Annotated in this window: 18 protein-coding genes; 4 read left to right on the top strand and 14 right to left on the bottom strand. The window is 69.1% G+C overall.

Annotated elements, in window-relative coordinates; all coding sequences use genetic code 11:
* Window positions 1–9 precede the first annotated feature (9 nt).
* Window positions 10–867 carry a histidine kinase gene (locus ACH4EW_RS08905; protein WP_398253533.1) on the top strand — a complete coding sequence of 286 codons (858 nt, stop codon included), beginning with the start codon at window positions 10–12 and terminating at the stop codon, window positions 865–867.
* Between the two features lie 97 nt (window positions 868–964).
* Here ACH4EW_RS08905 and ACH4EW_RS08900 read toward each other — a convergent pair whose 3' ends face one another.
* The 4 genes from ACH4EW_RS08900 to ACH4EW_RS08885 form a co-directional block, all read right to left on the bottom strand.
* On the bottom strand, window positions 965–1480 hold the full coding sequence (locus ACH4EW_RS08900) for a DUF1269 domain-containing protein (RefSeq protein WP_398253531.1): 516 nt from the start codon (window positions 1478–1480) through the stop codon (window positions 965–967).
* 135 nt (window positions 1481–1615) lie between these two features.
* Entirely contained in the window at window positions 1616–2209 is a 594-nt protein-coding gene (locus tag ACH4EW_RS08895; RefSeq protein WP_398254740.1) for an AAA family ATPase, read from the bottom strand.
* Window positions 2210–2407: 198 nt separating this feature from the next.
* On the bottom strand, window positions 2408–2650 hold the full coding sequence (locus ACH4EW_RS08890; protein ID WP_398254737.1) for a DUF397 domain-containing protein: 243 nt from the start codon (window positions 2648–2650) through the stop codon (window positions 2408–2410).
* Between the two features lie 2 nt (window positions 2651–2652).
* On the bottom strand, window positions 2653–3474 hold the full coding sequence (locus ACH4EW_RS08885; RefSeq protein ID WP_398253528.1) for a Scr1 family TA system antitoxin-like transcriptional regulator: 822 nt from the start codon (window positions 3472–3474) through the stop codon (window positions 2653–2655).
* A gap of 78 nt (window positions 3475–3552) precedes the next feature.
* Between ACH4EW_RS08885 and ACH4EW_RS08880 the strand changes: the two genes are divergently transcribed.
* Window positions 3553–3960: a hypothetical protein gene (locus ACH4EW_RS08880; RefSeq protein WP_398253526.1), complete on the top strand. Its 408-nt coding sequence runs from the start codon at window positions 3553–3555 to the stop codon at window positions 3958–3960.
* Window positions 3961–4206: 246 nt separating this feature from the next.
* On the opposite strand, the gene ACH4EW_RS08875 is transcribed toward ACH4EW_RS08880, so the two are convergent.
* Together ACH4EW_RS08875 and ACH4EW_RS08870 are read right to left on the bottom strand one after the other, a co-directional pair.
* A complete protein-coding gene (locus ACH4EW_RS08875; protein ID WP_398253524.1) occupies window positions 4207–5358 on the bottom strand; it encodes a CU044_5270 family protein in 1152 nt (383 codons plus the stop codon).
* On the bottom strand, window positions 5355–5918 hold the full coding sequence (locus ACH4EW_RS08870) for an RNA polymerase sigma factor (protein ID WP_398253522.1): 564 nt from the start codon (window positions 5916–5918) through the stop codon (window positions 5355–5357). The genes ACH4EW_RS08875 and ACH4EW_RS08870 overlap by 4 nt, the downstream gene beginning before the upstream one ends.
* Window positions 5919–6336: 418 nt before the next feature.
* Here ACH4EW_RS08870 and ACH4EW_RS08865 point away from each other — a divergent pair, with 418 nt between their 5' ends.
* Window positions 6337–6984 carry a hypothetical protein gene (locus ACH4EW_RS08865; protein ID WP_398253519.1) on the top strand — a complete coding sequence of 216 codons (648 nt, stop codon included), beginning with the start codon at window positions 6337–6339 and terminating at the stop codon, window positions 6982–6984.
* 351 nt (window positions 6985–7335) lie between these two features.
* Here the strand turns inward: ACH4EW_RS08865 and mycP are convergent, their stop codons facing one another.
* From mycP to ACH4EW_RS08830, 7 genes are all read right to left on the bottom strand, one after another.
* Entirely contained in the window at window positions 7336–8730 is a 1395-nt protein-coding gene (mycP, locus tag ACH4EW_RS08860; RefSeq protein ID WP_398253517.1) for a type VII secretion-associated serine protease mycosin, read from the bottom strand.
* Between the two features lie 290 nt (window positions 8731–9020).
* Entirely contained in the window at window positions 9021–9695 is a 675-nt protein-coding gene (locus tag ACH4EW_RS08855; RefSeq protein WP_398253515.1) for a hypothetical protein, read from the bottom strand.
* Window positions 9696–9876: 181 nt separating this feature from the next.
* Window positions 9877–12213, bottom strand: coding sequence for a xanthine dehydrogenase family protein molybdopterin-binding subunit (locus ACH4EW_RS08850; protein ID WP_398253512.1), 2337 nt, complete (start codon window positions 12211–12213; stop codon window positions 9877–9879).
* Window positions 12210–14123 carry a 2Fe-2S iron-sulfur cluster-binding protein gene (locus ACH4EW_RS08845; protein WP_398253509.1) on the bottom strand — a complete coding sequence of 638 codons (1914 nt, stop codon included), beginning with the start codon at window positions 14121–14123 and terminating at the stop codon, window positions 12210–12212. The genes ACH4EW_RS08850 and ACH4EW_RS08845 overlap by 4 nt, the downstream gene beginning before the upstream one ends.
* On the bottom strand, window positions 14120–15016 hold the full coding sequence (locus tag ACH4EW_RS08840; protein ID WP_398253506.1) for an FAD binding domain-containing protein: 897 nt from the start codon (window positions 15014–15016) through the stop codon (window positions 14120–14122). Before ACH4EW_RS08840 ends, ACH4EW_RS08845 begins: the two co-directional genes overlap by 4 nt.
* Window positions 15017–15553: 537 nt before the next feature.
* Window positions 15554–15847, bottom strand: a complete 294-nt coding sequence (locus ACH4EW_RS08835) for a DUF3039 domain-containing protein (protein ID WP_398253503.1) — start codon at window positions 15845–15847, stop codon at window positions 15554–15556.
* 30 nt (window positions 15848–15877) lie between these two features.
* Window positions 15878–16438: a YqgE/AlgH family protein gene (locus ACH4EW_RS08830; RefSeq protein ID WP_398253501.1), complete on the bottom strand. Its 561-nt coding sequence runs from the start codon at window positions 16436–16438 to the stop codon at window positions 15878–15880.
* Between the two features lie 277 nt (window positions 16439–16715).
* Between ACH4EW_RS08830 and murA the strand changes: the two genes are divergently transcribed.
* Window positions 16716–18056 (top strand): UDP-N-acetylglucosamine 1-carboxyvinyltransferase, encoded by a 1341-nt coding sequence (gene murA, locus ACH4EW_RS08825; protein WP_398253499.1) that lies wholly within the window; start codon window positions 16716–16718, stop codon window positions 18054–18056.
* Between the two features lie 194 nt (window positions 18057–18250).
* Here the strand turns inward: murA and ACH4EW_RS08820 are convergent, their stop codons facing one another.
* On the bottom strand, window positions 18251–18532 hold the full coding sequence (locus ACH4EW_RS08820; RefSeq protein ID WP_003968811.1) for an HU family DNA-binding protein: 282 nt from the start codon (window positions 18530–18532) through the stop codon (window positions 18251–18253).
* Window positions 18533–18538: the final 6 nt, after the last annotated feature.

Below are 18538 nucleotides of genomic sequence, written 5' to 3'. Positions count from 1 at the left end.
TGAGTGTGTATGCCTTCGTTCGACGTTTCCCGGTCTCGCTTCCGGCTGGCCGACGAGCATGTGATCGTGCTCTCCGAGCTGGCGGCAGGGGACGAGGTGCCCGACGAGTTCGCGGCGGCCCGGAAGGAGCTGCTGGACTGCGGTCTGATCGATGAGGACGGGAAGTTGTCCCATCTGCTGCTGCCGCTGGTGAAGACGGTCCTCACCCCGGGGGTGGTCATCTCGCTGGAGACCGCCGGCCGGCAGGGCAAGCTGCACCACGGCATGCTCATCGGTGAGAAGCACGTCGTCGTGCACGAGGCATGGCCGGGCGTGACCGAGGCCGAGTACTCCTGCGTCGAGCCGAAGATGCTGGTCTGGAAGCTCGCCGACATGGTGAACCTCCAGCAGTCCTCGGCCGCCCGGGACACGGCTCTCTCCGTCGTCGAGACGACCATCGGCACCGTCGAGGCGGGTCTCGCGGTACTGGAAGGCGAGCACCTCGTCCGGTCCGCCGACGACGAGCGCGAGGCGATCCGCCGGGCCCTCGCGACGGGCGGCAGCCTCGGCGAGCCGGCGCTGACGCTCGTCGCCGACCTGATCTCCGAGCTCCGGTCGAGCTGGCGTCTGACCGCGGCCTGGCAGACCCACCATGAGGGCCAGGACGGTGTGGAGACGCGCGGCTTCGCCGTCTGGGACTGCGGCCCCCTCGGATACTGGCTGCGTGAGCTGCCCACCGAGCCTGTGCCTGCGGAGCGGATCACCCCGACGAGCACCTTCAGGCTTGTCCGCGTGGAAGCCAAGACGATCTGGACGCGGATCACCGGCCTCCTGCCCGACGAGGGCGAGCTCCGGCGCGCCGAGGCAGGCCGGCCACGCCAGGGCTAGAAACTCGGAGGTCTTCGTGCCCCTACGCATACGAAGGCGGCCACCCCGCGCACAGCACGGGGTGGCCGCCTTCTCCCGTACGGTCAAGAGCTCAAGGTCAGGAGGCTGACGCCGTATCCCCCTTGAGCGCTTCCTTCACCATCTCCTTCAGGTGCGCCTCGTCCTCCTTGCTGAGCGAGGTCTGCACGAGCTGCCCGCCGAACTTGGCGATCTCGGGGATGACCTTGTCGCGGGCAGCCGTCCGGACGAGCACGAAGACGGCAGCGGCACCGGGCCTGAGATTGGTGCCGAGCTCCCTCATGAAATCGTCGTTGACACCGGTGTCGGTGACAGCCCCACCGGCGGCGCCTGCCGCACTGCCCACCGCTGCGCCGAGGAACGGCACCAGGAAGAGCAGCCCGATGACGCTCCCCCACAGCGCGCCGCCCACCGCACCGGTTCCGACGTGGTTGACGGCCTGATGCAGCTTGATCTTGCCGTCCTTCGCGCGCCGTTCGACGACGACGATGTCCTCCAGCTCCACGAGGTGCTCGCGGTTCATGGACAGCATCTTGTCCCGGACGCGGTCGGCGGTGGCGAGATCGTCGTAGGCGATGACAAACAGATTACTCATACGGCTGGCTCCTCCTCATGGCGCGTTACCCCACCAACTATAGGAAGAGATTCCAAACTGGGCATTCCGGCCCCACCGGATCACCCCTTCAGACCCGTCAACCGGCCTCCGCCGCACCTGCCACCCGCGCCCGCTTCAGCCCGATGCGACGGCACCGTCCACCCGCGCCCGCCCCAGCCCCGCAAGCACCGCGTCGACCGTCTGCTCCACGCTCTGCCCGGTCGTGTCCAGCCAGAGCCCGATCCGCGGTGTCTCCTCCTGCAACACCCGGTCCAACGCCTCGACCGTCCACCCAGCCCCGTAACCGTTCTTGCCCCGCCCGGCCTCCCGCATGGCAACGGCTGCCGGCTCGGGCGCGAGGACAACGACGTACAGCGGCCTGGTCCGTACGAGTTCGACGTACCCGGCCAACTCCTCCCCCAGCACCACGTCCTGCACCACGACGGTCCAGCCCTCACCCGCGTACGCGTCGGCCGTCATCGCCGACAACCGGTACCGAAGCCGGAGCTGCGCCACGGCCTCCTCGTACGCCCCCGGCACCATCTCGGCCCGCCCGGACACCACCATCCGCCGGAAGACATCCCCCCGCACATGGACAGCCCGCGACAGCCGCTCGGCCAGGGCCTGGGCGACGGTGGATTTACCGGAGGCCATCACGCCGGTGATGAGGACGACGGCGGGGCCGGGTTCGTCGCGGCTCACACCCCGTTCGCCGCGCCCCTGCGTCATCACGTCGTCGTCCACTGCTCTCTCTCCTCTGGCTCAGCAGATCGGCCACTCGGGCCGACGTCAGTTGGTGTCCGAGTCCGCACGCGAAGGAACCGGCGGACCTGGCGACGGACCTGTCGGCGGCCTTGTCGGCGGCCTTTCGGCGTACGGGAATGGCGCTGCCGCCGGAGTCGGCAGCAGCGCGAAGCGTCCCAAAGATCAGCCGGGGACGGCACCCGCCAGGAAGGCGTTCCACGCGGCGGGGGCGACGGCGAAGGTGGGACCGTCGACGACCTTGGAGTCACGGACATGGACGGTGTGGGGGCAGGTGGCCACCTCGACGCAGGCGCCGCCCTCGTTGTTGCTGTAACTGGACTTGCGCCAGTCATAGGCGACTTCGACGCAGGCGCCGCCCTCGTTGCCGCTGTAGCTGGACTTGAACCAGGAGAGCTCGGTCCCGATGGTCACAGTTGCCTCGCCTTCGTTTCGATGATCTCCGCCGACTTCCAGGGGTTGAGCGCCTGGGCCCGCAGGATGCCGAAGAGGTCGAACATGTCCCCCACCTGCTCCGGCCTGGAGATCAACCTATCGCCGCCCTGCGCCTCCACGTAGACAAGATTGCGGCCTTCCGCCGTGCACATCAACTGCATTGGCCCCATCAACCCCGCGTGCGTGTGCTGGTCCGAGGGCATCACCTGCACCGTGAGGTGGTTCATCCGCCCCATGCACTCCAGCAGATGCAGCAGTTGCTCCTTCAACACCTCCGCGCCACCGAGCGTCCGGTCCAGGATCGACTCCTCGATGACGAACCCGACGTACGGCGGAGGCGTGCGCAACAGCACTGCCTGCCGTTCCAGCCGCGCCTCGACGTGCCGGACGATCTCGTCCTCGGTGTACGCGGGCTTGCGTGACCGGTACAGCGCGTACGCGTACGCCTCCGTCTGGAGCAGCCCCGGAATCAGCATCGTCTCGTACGCGCTGATGACCCGCGCCTGCCGTTCCAGCCGCGCCCAGTCCAGGAACTTCGCCGGGTACTTCTCCTCGTCGATCAGCTCAATGCACGCCTTCAGCGCACCACCCGCGACGAACACCCCGTCCGCGTCGGCCAGCAGCTCCAGCGTCGGAATGCGCTCCGCCCGCTCGACCGCCCCCATCAGCGACTCCGAGATCAACAACTTGTCCGCAGCGTCCTTCTGCGTAAGCCCGGCCCGCACCCGATGGATACGAATCAGGTCTCCCACGAGCCTGCGCACCCGCGACGGCTCACCACTGTTCCCCACAGCCACCACCACCCTCACTACATCCCGTCGATGTGAATCGTGTCCCCCTGGTCACGCTACGCAACCAAGGGAATCCTCATAGCCATGACGAGCAAGAAGCGCCCCGAATGGGTGCCGTCCACCGGACACCAACTCCACCTGACCGGCATCCACTTCGACGCCATCCGACTGCGGGGCGTACGGGGCGAGGCAGTGCTGCACCACCTCGGGACGCTCACCGAGGGCGAGCCGGGCCCGGTCGTACGGGAGATCGCGGGCGGCCGGTGGATGTACTTCCTGATCCCGCCCGGATCGAGCAAGGAGTACGACTGGCCACCGGGCGCCAGGTGTTTCGGCCCGGCCGCCCGGGACCAGTACGTGGGTATCCCGGCACCGGACGGCAATACGTACCCGCTGAGCTGGCGGTACGGGGCGCCCGGGGAAGGGGAGTTCGTGGATGTGGAGCTTCTGTACGGGCTGGTGATGGCGCAGTTGGTACCGGAGGAAGGGTGAGAGGGTCCAGGGTGGTGGGTGCGGCGGCCTTGGAATACTCCAAAGAGGGTCGCACCGTCGTTGGACGGTGCGACCCTCGAACCGGGCCTCGGAGATGTCACGCACGTAGGCCGGGGCGAGGCTGTGGCCGGCTACGGCCTGGTGCTCGGTGAGGATGCCGGCGTTCACGGCGTCGGCGGCCTGATCGGTATTTCCTTGGCGGTTCGAAAGACCTTCCTCGCGGCGGGAAGGGAAGCGAGAACAGCCTCAGCGAGCCGGCTTGGGTTCCGGCGCCTCGTCCGGAGGGTAAATCGGACCCGGGTCCTTGGAGTCGGTGTTGAACGGCGGTGCCTCCTCGGTCCACTTCATCGATGTGATCGTCGTGTAGCCCAGCGGCTCGCCCTTGCTCACACCATCACCGCCCCGGGTGGCGACCGTCTCGGTACCGAGCGGCATGCCCGTGGACTTGTCGAAGATCAGGCGGAGTTCGGGAGCGGGATCGTGGGGGCTGGAGAGGGCGACGGCGTAGCCGGTGCGGCCGGTGTGGTCCTTGACGTCGCCGAGGGAGCGCACGCCGGGTTCGGCGGCGAGGAGGCGGTAGGCGGCGGCGCGCAGGGCCGGGGTGGACGGGAGGGTCGTGGCGAGTTGGACAGCTGTGTCGACGACGATCTCGTCGAGGATCCTCCTGGGGCCGTTGTAGTCCTTGTCGACCAGGGCGAACAGGCGCTTGCGGAGGGCCTTTTCGTCGGTGGGGAGCGTGGCCAGGAGGTGGAGGGGGACGTCGAGCATCGGGACGCCGTCCGAGGTTCCGCCGGGGGCGTCGCGGTTGATCTCGCCCTTGCCGGCATAGGTGACGGTCTCATTATCCGTCAGCTTCCACGACGTGGGGGAACCGTCCGCCTTCCATGCCGCCTCGTCGGCTTTCGTGGCCGGACGGGCCCCCGGGTCCATTACCTGCGACCACCGCTTGTTCTTGGCGGCGGCCGTCCAGGACCGATTCTCGGTGCGGACGTCGACGGTGTAATTCTTGCCGGGGACCTTCTGGAAGCGACCGTGGTGTTTCTCCATGTACCAGTAGGTGCCGGAGCCGGCCGGTTGCTGCCCGACGTGGGAGGCGGCAGCGAGAAGGACCTTGCTGCCGGAGCCCAACGTCGTGGCGGGTGCGGGTGCCGGCTTCTCCGGCACGGTTTCGGTGATCACCACAGCCGCCACCGCCGCCGCCGTGGCCAGGGCGAGAACCGAGACGAGAGGGCGGCCCATCCTCCGTGGCCGGGCGGTGACGTGAGCCGTGCGCGTCGCGCGCGGAGGGGTCATGACCGTTGCGAGCTCCTCTTCGCGAACCGGCGACGGCGTGGGGCGGCCGGGGTCGAGGTGGGCGGGGCGGGCGGCTGTCAGACGGTGCAGGATGTCGTTCTTCACCGGGCTTCCTTTCCTACGGCGATCGGGACTCGGGTGGACACGCGCCGCGTGGCTGCGGCTTCCTCCGCGAGCGGGGAGGCCGACGCGGCCTGGGTGAGACGTTTGCGCGCCCGGTGTAGACGGACCCGCAGGGTGATGGGCGAGCAGCCGACCACCGCGGCCGCCTGTGCCGGGGTCAGTCCCTGCCACGCGGAGAGGATCAGCAGTTCCCGGTCGTCCTCCGGCAGCGTGGCCAGCGCCTTGAGCAGCGCGCTTCGCTCGGATACCTCCTCGGCGATGTCCGCCTCGACGGGTTCCTCCCAGGAGCGCATTTCGGCGGCGAACGACGCGCGTCTGGCCTCCGCCCGGATGCTGTCGCGCAGGATGTTGCGGGCGACCCCGAGCAGCCACGGCAGCGGCGTCTCGGGGACGTCGTCCAGCTTGCGCCAGGCCACGGTGAACGTCTCGTTGACCACCTCCTCGGCGACCTGTCGTCCCGCACGGCTGACCACGTAGGCCCACACGCGTTGCCGACAGCCGTCGTAGATGGCGGTGAATCGATCCGCGTCGTAGTCGGGCACTGCCGCACCTCCTCACCCTCTTGGTGTGTTCTGTCACTGGGTAGTGGGCCGAGCGGGGTGATCGTTACAGCGGCAGGTCAGGAAACACGCCCGAGAGGTGAGGCGTACGTCACATCGAGGGCCCGCAGTCGCATGCGACGCCCTCGCCGGAACAGTCGAAGTCACGCGTCTGGCGCACGCCCGGATCGCCGGCGGAAAGCCCGAACTGAGCCGCCCGTTCCGGCACCCCCGACTACGACCCGCTCATGGGCTGCCGTGACGGCTCTCGGGGGCTGCGCAGGAGACTGATCAGCAGGACATGGTGGTCGGCGAACTCTGCGCCGGCGCCACCGTCCTCCAAGATAGACATATGACACCACCAGCATGGACAACTAGCGCCCCACGTATGATCTTTCACGGTTGCCGTTGGGGACGCAGCATGCTCGATCACCTGTTCACAGTGGCGTCAGAGGACGTCCCTCCTGCCGAGGTGGCCATCTCTACTCAACGCGGCAGCACGCGCTATAGCCAGCCGTCACTGACCGAGCTTCTTGATCTTGTGAGGCAGTCACAGGGGCCTGCAGCTAGTCAGAGTTGGACAAATTTGGAGTTCGAAGCGGCTGCTGGCGATGACTTTCGCGTGCGCATTTCCATAGACCTGAAGCGCACCGAGATCGATGTCTCTGAATCCGACGAAAGATGGGTACTGGGACAAGCCGCTCGACTGAAGAACATCGTTCCAGAGACCGGCGGTTATACCCCAGGCTCAAGGAAGGGTGGCCCAAGTTGGTTTCTAGTCCTTGGCTTGGCGTACCTACTCGCGGCCGTCTTGGCCTCTCTGGGCTTTTCAGGAGATAAGGACATGAAGCTGCCACATGTTTGGGGGCTGACCCTCTTCCTTCTTTCTCTAGGTGGTCTCATCGAGTGGATCAGGGATCGAGCCCAGAGACCTCTCCTGTTCGTCACGTCAGAGGTGCCTACAGGATCTTGGTGGAGTCGGTTGTCGAGTAACGAGAGGATTGGAGCAGTCTCTGCTGCCGCCGCAGTGACTGCTGCTGTTGCTGCTGTTGCGGCACTGACCAAGTAGGACATCGCGCAGCGCGAAGGCGCCCGGAGTGCTGCGCTGTACGTTGATCGGGCGGCGGGTGGCGGCTCGTACTGCTGCGGCCACTGCTGAACTTCGTCGTCGAGGTTCCCGACCAGGTCCGGAGCGATCTCAAGGTACTCCTGCCGCTGCTCCTCAGTGTTTCTCGTTGGACGACCAGAAGGCCGGCTGTTCCCGCGGTCTCAGCTCCTCCGTCTTTGGTCCGCCAGGGCGGCCGGGTGTCCCCGTCGGATAGGTCATCGCAGTGTGCTCGGCACAGTTGAGCCTCACGCACCCGCCGTGATCTCTTCACACAAACGGACAGTTGGTGACGCCGCGAGAGCACTTTGTGTATCAGCTCGGCCCTTCACCGTAAGGAGGCCTGACATAGGGCGAGTTGAATCCTGGGGAAGCTGTGGGAGGGGGGCCATAGGCCGGGTTCGTGGGCTGTTGTTGAGGCTGTGCTTGCTGGTACGTGTTGGGGTGCGGAGGCTGGTACGGGTACGCGAGCGGGGCGGCTGTGGTGGCGGCCTTGCGCCGACGGGACCGGACAGCCAGGGCGGCGGCCACTACGCCGATGAGAGCGACTGCGCCGGCACCGAACCAGAGTCCCGTGTTGCTGGAGCTTTCGTCGGACGCCGGGGCTCCCGCGGCAGGCTTGCCGTCGCCCGTTGAACCCCCGGGAGCTTTGGCGGAGGGACTGGGACTCTCGGCCGCCGCGAGATCGGGGAGCGGGTACACGTCGGCCGGGCCGGGGTCGCCCGGGGTCTCGAGGGCGATGCGGGGGCGCACCGCGCCGTAGCCGACGTAGTCGTTGCGCTTGCCCCCGCTGGTCGACCCGCCGGCCGTGTTCAGCATGACGCGGAGAACCTGATTGTTGGTCCAGTCAGGGTGCTTGGACCAGATGAGAGCAGCGGAGGCGGAGGCGAGGGCGGTGGCGTCGCTGGTTCCATGAGTCCGGCAAAGGCCTCCCGGGCCTCCGCACGCATGGACCATATCCTCTCCCGGAGCCGAGAGGTCTACTTGAACTCCATACTGAGATTCTGCAGTCTTCTTGGCGTCTTTACCAAGCGCCCCGACCCCGACAACACCGGGCGTAGCCGCCGGGTACTCCAACCCATTTCCTTCATTTCCAGTATTTCCAACAGCAGCAAAAATGAGCGCCCCTTTCTCGAGGGCATACTTCACCGCACTTGAAATCTCCTGCGATCCAGCAGAATTACCTTGCGAAATATTGATAACCTTGGCACCACTATCCACTGCAAAGCGGATCCCAGCAGAAACATCCTTGTTGAAATTCACGCTCCCCGTAGCGCCGTTGACTTTTCCGGTGTCATCCCTCAACCGGATGGGAAGGATCTTGGCCCCCGGAGCGAGCCCGAAGGCGCCGTCCCCTCCGCCCGACTTGCCTGTGCCTGCGATCAGGCCAGCCATCGCCGTTCCATGAGTGTCGTAGTCAACTCGTTCGTCACCAGGCGATCCGGGTGCCAAGTCCAGCCCTTTGAGAACCTGTCCGGAGAGATCGGGATTCGAGGCATTCACACCGGTGTCGATGACTGCAACTGTCACGTTCTCACCGGTGCTCGACTTCCATACCTGCTCAGCCTTCATGGCGTCCAGATGCCACTGATCCGATCGCACGGAATCCGCAGATACGGGGACAGCCCCAACCAGTAGCAGCCCCAGCACCGCGGTGAACACCCCAGTTCCGCAGCAAACGACTCTCGCGCGGCTACTACTGGCATACATTCGATCCCCTTCGGTGAATTCGAGTCGCTTAGTCAATAACTGGGGGCACTACCCGCCGACCGTTGTGCTGCCAGGTCTCCTCATCCTCTGTGAGGTAATTCGGCCTCTTTTCCCCATCAGCACGACGGGCATCGCGCTGGCGCTGCGGAGCGAATACGCCGGCCCGTCCTGCCGGTACGCCGGCACCCGCACCCTCAGCCCCCCGCACCAAACCGGTGCCGCCTGGGGTGAAGGGGCGAGCGCTCGTGCGTACAGACTGCTGGGGGCGGCCGCCGACTACTCCACCGGTCTCACCCGCCAGACGTCGACCGCCAACCATGCCGTTCTGGCCGCCCCCGATGCCGCCCGTACCCATGCCATGCCCGGTTGGCGCACGGCCGGAGTGAGGTCCCTCGCTGCCGATCACGGCGCTGCGAGGAAGGCCGCCCGTCGGCTGACCAGAAGCCTGCGGAGTAGGACGGCCGCCGACGATGCCGTCCCCACCTGGTGGCCGGCCGACCGGCCCGGTGCCCGGACTTACCCTGCCGGTCGAGGTCGCAGGCGGGCGTACGCCTCCCGGAATCCTGCCACCGCCGTTCGTCGCCGGTCGCGAGACGGGGCTTGTGCTGACGATGGGGGGAAATCCACCGATTGCAGGAGAAGAGGCGCGGTCTGCCCTTGTGGGACGCGAGGACCGCGATACTCATGCCCTCGATGGAGTCCGACAGCAGCTGGGACAGCCCTTCCAACTCCTTGATGACTCCGGAGTACGAGGCGTGGAGGGCCTCAGCCTCCGTCCACCCCTTCTCACCGCCGCCGAACTGCGAACGCCCCACAGTGTCCTCGCCGACCTTCCCCGGCCCGGCCGGAGACGCCTTGAGGTCGCGCAGCAGGCCGTCGATGCGGTCGCGGAAGTTGGTGAACGACGAGAGTTCGGTGAATAGTTCGCCCGCGGCGCCCGGGGCCACCGCGCCGATGGCGCCCACTGCACCGACAACACCCCATGGGTACGCCGGAGATTCCGCCCCCCGGTTCGCTCGGTCGCACAGCACCCTCCCCCGTTTGGCAACAGCCAATTACAGCTTCGGGTTCACCTTAGCCAGCAGCGGTGACAATGCGTGCCTCCGGGTTGCAGCTGCAACCCGGAGCACAACAGCCTTGCAAAGCTCAGGACTTGGGGGCTGCCACCGCCGCCTGGGGTCGAATCGGAAGGCGGTTGATCGGGCGGCCGGTGGCCGCTCGCACAGCTGCGGCCACCGCTGCCGGGGAGGTCACCACGGGCACGGCTGACGCGGGCTTGGCGCCGAAGGGGGCCACCACGTCGCGTTCTTCGATGAGTTTGACGATGCGAATGTCCGGTGCGTCCAGGGCAGTCGGCAGTGCGTAGCCGGTGAAGTCGGGGTGGCGGATCAGGCCGCGGGCGCTGCGGAGGTTCTCGGTGAGGGCGGCGCCGATGCCCAGGGTGATGCCCGCCTCGATACGGGTCGCCAGCTGGGCCGGGTTGAGGACCCGGCCGACGTCTTGGGCGATCGCCATCTCCACGACCCGTACGGAGCCGAGTTCGATGTCGACGTCCACCACCGCGCGGATCGCGCAGAAGGCGAGGCCGACGAAGGCGTCGCCCTGGCCCGACTCGTCCAGGGGTTCGGTCGGGTGGGGGCGGCACTGGGCGGTGGCCCAGAGTTCCTTGCCGGCCAGCTCTTCCATGACGGTCGTGGACAGCACCCCGTCGTACGAGGTGATCTTGCCGCCGGAGATCTGCAGCAGCTCCGTGGACATGCCGAACTTGTGGGCCAGGGGCTGGAGAAGCTGAGTGCGGACCATCTTGGCGGCGCGTTCCACCGCTCCGGCCGAGACCCAGGTGTGGCGGCCGTGCGCGGCCGGGCCCGCCGGGGGCTGGTCGGTGTCGACAGACGCTACGTGGACCTCTTCGATGCCCAGGGCCTCCTGGACGACCTGGCGGGCGAGGGTCGAGAAGCCCTGGCCCGTTTCGACCGCGGCGCAGATGACCGTGGCGGTGCCGTCGTGGACCCTGACCGTAGCCGTGGAGACCTCGTCGGCGCCCTCCGCCCCGAGCATGTGGACCATGCCGAGCGCATAGCCGACCCCTCGGCGCACCGCACCGGGCTCGCCCGCGCCCTCCGGGCCGCCGGGGAGCAGCCAGTCGCCCTCGGGGGCGTCCTTGGGGAGGGCGGGGAGGGGGAAGTCTCTTACGGATTGCAGAAGTTCGGCTACCGGTGCCGGGCAGGTCACCGTCTGGCCGGTGGGGAGGATGTCGCCGGTGGACAGGGCGTTACGGAGGCGCAACTCGGCCGGGTCGATGCCCAGCTTGGCGGCCAACTTGTCCATCTGGCCCTCGTACGCCGCGCAGACCTGCATCGCGCCCTCGCCGCGCACATGGCCGGACGGCGGATTGTTCGTGCGGACCGCCCAGCCCTCGATGAAGGCGTGCGGGACGACGTACGGGCCACAGGCGAACGCGACCGCCGCGGCCAGCGACTCGGACGAGGCATCGGCGTACGCGCCCGCGTCGAGCAGGATCTGTGCCTCGACCTTCAGCAGCCTGCCCTCGGCGTCCGCGTGGTGGCGGTAGCGGAGCAGCGTCGGGTGGCGGTGGGCGTGGCCGAGGAAGGACTCCTCGCGGGTGGCGGCCAGCTTGACCGGGCAGCCTGTGCGCAGCGCGAGCAGGCCCAGCGGGAGCTGGAAGCCGGGGTCCTCGCGGTCGCCGGTCGCGCCGGGGACGCCGGTGACGACGACCTTCACCCGGTCCGGTTCGAGGCCGAAGCAGGCGGCGGCGAGATCGCGGTCGGTGTGCGGGTCGGTGGAGGCGGTGTAGATCTCCACGCCGCCGTCGGGGCGGGGCACGGCGAGTCCGGCCTCGGCGCCGATCGGGGCGGGGTCCTGACGGCCGATGCGGTACAGGCCCTCGACGATGACGTCGCCGGTGACCCCCGGATCGCCGTAGCACAGCGGGATATGGCGGATCAGGTTGCCGTCGGGGTGCAGCGGTTCGGCGGCGAAGGCCTTCTCCGGGTCGGTGACCGGTTCGAGGACCTCGTACTCGACGACGATGGCCGCGGCGGCGAGACGCGCCGTGTCGGGGTGGTCGGCGGCGACTGCGGCGATCGGCTCGCCGTGGTGGCGGGCCAGGTCGGAGGCGAAGACCGGGCGGTCGACGACCCTGCGGCCGTACGCGCTCTCCCCGGGGACGTCCTGGTGCGTGATGACGGCCCGTACCCCCGGCATCCCGGCCGCGCCCGAGGTGTCGATGGACAGGATGCGGGCGTGTGGGTGCGGCGAGCGCAGGACGGCCGCCCACAGCAGACCCTCGGCCCAGAGGTCGGCGGCGTACGGGAAGGTGCCCTCGGTCTTGGCACGCGCGTCGGTGGGCTGGAGGGAGACTCCGAGGCCGAGTGCGGGCGGCTCGGTGTCGGGACCTTCGACCGACGGGGTGGTGATCCGTGTGCTGGTCGCGTTGGCAGCGGTGGCTGCGTCGTTGCTCACGCCATGCCTCCGTCCTGCAGGTGCGGCTGAACACTACCGGCGCCGGGGGTCGCCTGGTGTGGGATGCGGGACTCGTCGGACTCCGGGGACGAGGAGTCCGACGAGGCGGGGTCGGTGATCGCCTCGCGGCCTGCGATGACCTCGCTCACGGCGTCGAGGACGCCGCGGTAGCCGGAGCAGCGGCAGAGGTTGCCGCAGAGCGCCTGACGCGTCTCCAGTTCGCTGGGGGCGTGGTTGCCCTCCAGCAGGTCGTGGATGGTCATGGCCATGCCGGGGATGCAGAAACCGCACTGGACGGCACCGCACTTGGCGAGGGCGCGCTGGACGTCCGACGGCTCGCCGTCCACGGCCAGGCCCTCGACCGTACGGACCTCGCTGCCGGCCGTGGTCGCCGCGGGGACCAGGCAGGAGGCGACCAGACGGCCGTCCACCTGGACGTTGCAGGCACCGCACTCGCCCTGCGAGCAGCCGTCCTTGGCACCGGCAAGACCGAGGCGCTCGCGGAGTACGTAGAGGAGCGACTCGCCGATCCAGGCGTCGGTGACGGGGCGGTCGACGCCGTTCACGTGCAGGACGTAGGAGGCGGCGGGGTGCTCGCTGGGGAGCAGTGAGGCTTCCGGCGGGATGTCCCGTGGGGGTGCGTCCGGCGCCGTGCCCGGCGCCGTGCCCGGCTCGGAGTCGGGTGCCGTGTCGGCAGGCGGCTCGGCCGGGTGGTGCTCGGACGTGGCCTCCACCGGGGACTCGGCCGGGTGCTCGGCCGGGGTGTCGGCCACCGGGGCGATGTCGGGGGTCGGTGCCGTGTCGGGGATCGGGGCTGTGCCGGGGGTGGGTACGGTGTCGGCCGCCGACGCGGTGTCGGGAGTCGGTGCCCTGTCGGAGGTCGGGGCGGCGTCGGGGGTCGGGACCTGTGCGAGGTCCACACCGACAGCGGGGGTGTCTCCAGCAGCGGATACGGATACGGGGCCGTCCTCGGGGGCCGTTTCCGGTGCTGCCTGGGAGGCTTGGACGCTGTCCACGTACGCGGAGGGCTCCACCGCAGGCGCGAAATCTGCTCCTGGCGCGTGCTCCGGCTCGATGCCCGCTCCGGATGCCAGTTGCTCCACCGCGGGCTCGGGCTCGGGGTTCACGATCGGCTGCTGTGTCGCCCACGGAGCGGGCGCACCGCCCGGCAGAGTGGCCGGCGGGGTCCGGTCCGCGTACCACTGAGAGGCCAGAGCCGAGGCCGCGAACTCGCCGGACTCCTCCGGCAGGTCACCGTCGGCGACGGGGATCGTCCACTGGCCGGTGTGGCCGTCGGAGCCGACATGCCCACGAGGGCCGGCCTGACCGCTGTAATCGGGCTGGCCGCCGTGCTCGGACTGACCGCTGTGGTCGGCGTGACCGCTGTGGTCGGCGTGACCGCCGTGATCGGACCGACCGCTGTGGTCGGCCGAAGTAATGTGGTCAGCCGGACCACTGTGGTCGGCGTGATTGCCGAACTCGGTGGACTCGGTGAAGTTCCACTGGCCCGTCGCGGCCGGCGTCTCCTGGTACTGCCCCTGGTACTGCTCCTGCTGCTGGTACTCGTACTTGTACTGCGGCTGCTGCTGGTTCGGGTCCGGCCACTGCACCGCTTCGGGTGCCGGCTGCTCCGCTCCCGTGCCCGGCTCCTGCCGGCCCTGCGGCTGTACGACCCAGCTGCCCGTGACTGCGGGGTCGTGTCCGGCCGCTGGGGTCAGCGGCAGGATCATCGGCGGTACGAAACCCTGGCCGGGCGCGGCCAGCGGGATGTTCGCCAGGTCCTCCGGCGGCAGATGGACGAAGGCCGTCGCATCGGCGTCGTACTCGCCGCCCTGCGGTGTCGGCTGCCAGCCCCCGTGCTGCGGCTGCTCCCGCTGCCCGTACTGATCGTTGTGGTCCTCGTTGCTCACGACAGTGCCCTTCCCAGCGCGCGTCGGGCCAGCGCGGCGACGGTCCGCCGCAGATGCAGTACGGCGGGGGGCAAGGGTGGCGCCTCTCCCCCGTCGGCAAGCGGCGCCTGGTCCGGGATGCAGGCCGCGGCAACGTACTCGCCGAAAGCGGCCAGCGCGTCGGCTGCCAGGCCCCGTTCCCCGTCCCAGTCGATCAGTGAGGCGATCCAGCGCTCGGCCTCCAGCGGGCGCAGCGGCATCGGCGCGATGGCGCCGACCGCACAGCGCACCCCGCGCCGGGCGGGGTCGAGGACTATCGCGACGGATGCGGTGGCGCGGCCCGGGCCGGTGCGGCCGGTGGCCTTCAGGAAGACCTGGGGGGCGTGCAGCAGCGGTACCCGGACGAAGCCGATCAGTTCGGCGGGTTCGAGCATGTCGCGGCCGGCCAGCAGGTGCGAGACCGGGATCTCGCGGCGGGCGCCGCCGGGGCCCGCGATGACGAGCTCGGCCTCCAGCGCGGCGAGCACCGGCAGGGCGTCACCGGTCGGGGCGGCGGTGGCGATGTTGCCGCCGAGTGTTCCGGCGTTACGGATCTGGGGCGGGCCCGCGGCGCGCGCGGACGCGGCCAGAGCGGGGATGAGGGCGGCGAAGTCGGGCCGCCCCATGCGTGCGTGGGTGAGTCCGGCGCCGAGCAGTGCGTGGCCGTCCTGGTAGTGCCAGCCGCGGAGCTCGCTGATCCGGCCCAGGCCGACCAGCCCCGAGGGGCGCAGCAGCCCCTTGTTGACGGCCGACATCAGGTCTGTACCGCCTGCCACAGGAACGGCGGCGGGCATGGCGCCCAGCGCCGCCACGGCCTCGTCGAGCGAGGCCGGCAGTGTCACGGACTGCGTCGCCTGCGGTGCGTGCGTGGTCAACCCAGCTGCCCCTTCCCGGAGTCCCGGCTGTCCGGCTTGTTTCGCCGTACGGTACGTGCTCAAAGCCTGGACGTGGCAACTCTGGCACATCTTCCGACCGGCCCGACGCGAGGGTCCGCGAAGGGCGCATCCGTCCCCGACCAGGGGGATGATGCCGATTCGCCCTGCTTCGACGCGGAGCGCGAATTGCCACTCTTCGGCGAGCCTTGTACGGCTTGTTCGGTTCCGGTTGTCCGGTTCCGGCGGGGCCGCGTTCCGGTCCTTCCGTTCCTGCGGGGCGAGTTCCGCAGGAACGACCGGGGGCCGTCACGCTCCCCGGGAGGGTGACGGGGGCCCGGTTACGCCTGACCCCGGTCCGGACATCAGCCCGGTTGCCGAGGAAGTGACGGGCCGCCACCTCGGAAGGGCCCGCAGGCACGGGGAGCGGTTCCTAGGGCGCGACCGGCGATACGGCCCGCGCAACGCAAAAGGCCCCCGGGGCGCGCATCGAATGCACGCCCCGGGGGCCTGAAGCAATGGCGACCGGACGGCTCCGGACTACTTCTTGTCCTTGCCGCCCTTGCCCTTGTCCTTGTCGCCACCGGCGCCCATGGACTCGTAGATCTCCTTGCACAGGGGGCAGACCGGGTACTTCTTCGGGTCTCGACCCGGTACCCAGACCTTCCCGCACAGTGCGACCACGGGAGTGCCCTCCAGGGCGCTCGCCATGATCTTGTCCTTCTGGACGTAATGGGCGTAGCGCTCGTGGTCGCCGTCGCCGTTCGACACCTGTGGCGTCGGCTCTACGAGGGTGCCCGTACCTGCCCCGCGCTCGGGCTCAAGAGTGCTCATAACCGCCAAGGGTACTGAAAGCCCGGAGCATCAGTTCAGCGAAGGGTCGTCCGGATAGGTGGCGATCATCGCCAATTCGCTGCGCTGGCGGCGCAGGACCGCCCGCCAGAGATTCTCGGGGCGCGGGAAGGAGACGTCCCCGGGCTCGGACTCGACGACGTACCAGGCACCCTCGGCCAGTTCAGTCTCCAACTGTCCGGGGCCCCATCCGGCGTACCCGGCGAAGATCCGCAGCGAGCCGAGTGCCGCGGCCAGCAGTTCCGGCGGGGCCTCCAGGTCCACCAGGCCGATCGCCCCGTACACCCGGCGCCAGCCGAGCGGGCCCTCGTCGCCGGGGATGACGGCCACACCGAGCGCCGAGTCGAGCGAGACCGGGCCGCCCTGGAAGACGACATCGGGTTCGCCGGTCAGGCCGGCCCAGGACGTGAGGATGTCGCAGACGCCGACCGGGGTCGGGCGGTTCAGGACCACGCCGAGTGAGCCCTCCTCGTCGTGGTCGAGGAGCAGCACCACCGCGCGGTCGAAATTCGGGTCCGCGAGCGCGGGTGTGGCCACGAGCAGTCGCCCTGTGAGCGAGGACACCTCGGTCATGGCAGAAATGATCCCGCATCTTCGCTCTCCGCGGGGGACAAGTGGGCCGCCCGGTCACCGAGGGGGCTCGAGCACAGCTCAGGGCGCACGGATGCAAGAGGCGCGCGCGGCCCGGAAAGGCATTGCGGACGGTAACCCTCCGCAAGAGCGGGAGAGCAGAGCGTGTTGTGGCGGATTCATGACGTTCGTACACCCCCTGCTGCCTTACGGATGGGGGGTAGCGGGCCATTACCCTTTCGTTTGGCCCCCTGCCCGACCAATCCGGAACGCGAGATACATGACCGGCACAGACGATGTCCTGCTTGTCCACGGCGGAACCCCGCTGGAGGGCGAGATCCGCGTCAGAGGCGCCAAGAACCTGGTGCCGAAGGCAATGGTCGCCGCGCTGCTCGGCAGCGGGCCCAGTCGGCTGCGCAATGTGCCCGACATCCGCGATGTGCGGGTGGTGCGGGGGCTGCTGCAACTGCACGGTGTGACGGTCCGGCCGGGTGACGAACCGGGCGAGCTGATCCTGGACCCGACCCATGTCGAGAGCGCCAACGTCGCCGACATCGATGCCCACGCGGGCTCGTCGCGCATCCCGATCCTCTTCTGCGGCCCGCTGCTGCACCGGCTGGGCCATGCGTTCATCCCGGGGCTCGGCGGCTGTGACATCGGCGGCCGGCCGATCGACTTCCACTTCGACGTGCTGCGGCAGTTCGGCGCGACCATCGAGAAGCGGGCGGACGGCCAGTACCTGGAGGCCCCGCAGCGGCTGCGGGGCACAAAGATCCGGCTGCCGTACCCGTCGGTGGGCTCCACCGAGCAGGTGCTGCTGACGGCCGTGCTCGCCGAGGGCGTCACGGAGCTGTCCAACGCGGCCGTGGAGCCGGAGATCGAGGACCTCATCTGCGTCCTGCAGAAGATGGGCGCGATCATCTCGCTGGACACCGACCGGACGATCCGGATCACCGGCGTCGACCGGCTGGACGGTTATACGCACCGGGCGATCCCGGACCGTCTGGAGGCAGCCTCCTGGGCGTCCGCGGCGCTGGCGACCGAGGGCAACATCTACGTACGGGGCGCACAGCAGCGCTCGATGATGACGTTCCTGAACACCTTCCGCCGGGTCGGCGGCGCGTTCGAGATCGACGACGAGGGCATCCGCTTCTGGCACCCGGGCGGCGCGCTGAACGCCATCGCCCTGGAGACGGACGTGCACCCCGGTTTCCAGACCGACTGGCAGCAGCCGCTGGTCGTGGCCCTGACGCAGGCCTCGGGCCTGTCCATCGTCCACGAGACGGTGTACGAGTCCCGGCTCGGCTTCACCTCCGCGCTCAACCAGATGGGTGCGCACATCCAGCTCTACCGCGAGTGCCTGGGCGGCTCCGACTGCCGCTTCGGCCAGCGCAACTTCCTGCACTCCGCGGTCGTGTCCGGGCCGACGAAGCTGCAGGGCGCGGATCTGGTCATCCCGGACCTGCGCGGCGGTTTCTCCTACCTGATCGCCGCGCTGGCGGCACAGGGCACTTCGCGGGTGCACGGCATCGACCTGATCAACCGCGGCTACGAGAACTTCATGGAGAAGCTGGAGAAGCTCGGCGCGAAGGTGGAGCTGCCGGGCGGGGCGCTGGTCTGAGGCGTGGCGCCCGACGGCTGCTGACGGGGGTTCGGGGCGCTGCCCCGGGCCCCCGTTCCGCGTCCGCGGGAGGGGCGGATTCGCACACCTGGTCCGCGATGGCGGCAGAAGCTCAGAACGGGCCCTCTCGGGCCGGTACCACGAAGGGCGGTCACCCTGGTCGGGTGACCGCCCTTCGTCGCGCCTGTGGGGGCTTACTTGCCCTTGGCGGCTTCCTTGAGCTTGGAGCCCGCGGAGACCTTCACGCTGTAGCCGGCCGGGATGTTGATCGGGTCGCCGGTCTGCGGGTTACGAGCGGTGCGAGCGGCACGGTGGGTGCGCTCGAAGGTCAGGAAGCCGGGGATGGTGACCTTCTCGTCGCCCTTGGCGACGATCTCGCCGACGGTCTCGGCGAGCGCGGCCAGCACGGCGTCGGCGTCCTTGCGAGTCACCTCGGCGCGGTCGGCCAGGGCGGCCACCAGCTCACTGCGGTTCATGTTGTT

It is taken from the genome of Streptomyces sp. NPDC018000, assembly GCF_044328025.1.
Classification (GTDB): domain Bacteria; phylum Actinomycetota; class Actinomycetes; order Streptomycetales; family Streptomycetaceae; genus Streptomyces.
The sequence above is the reverse complement of the archived record's forward strand: the minus strand, read 5'-3'. Positions and strand labels throughout refer to the sequence as shown.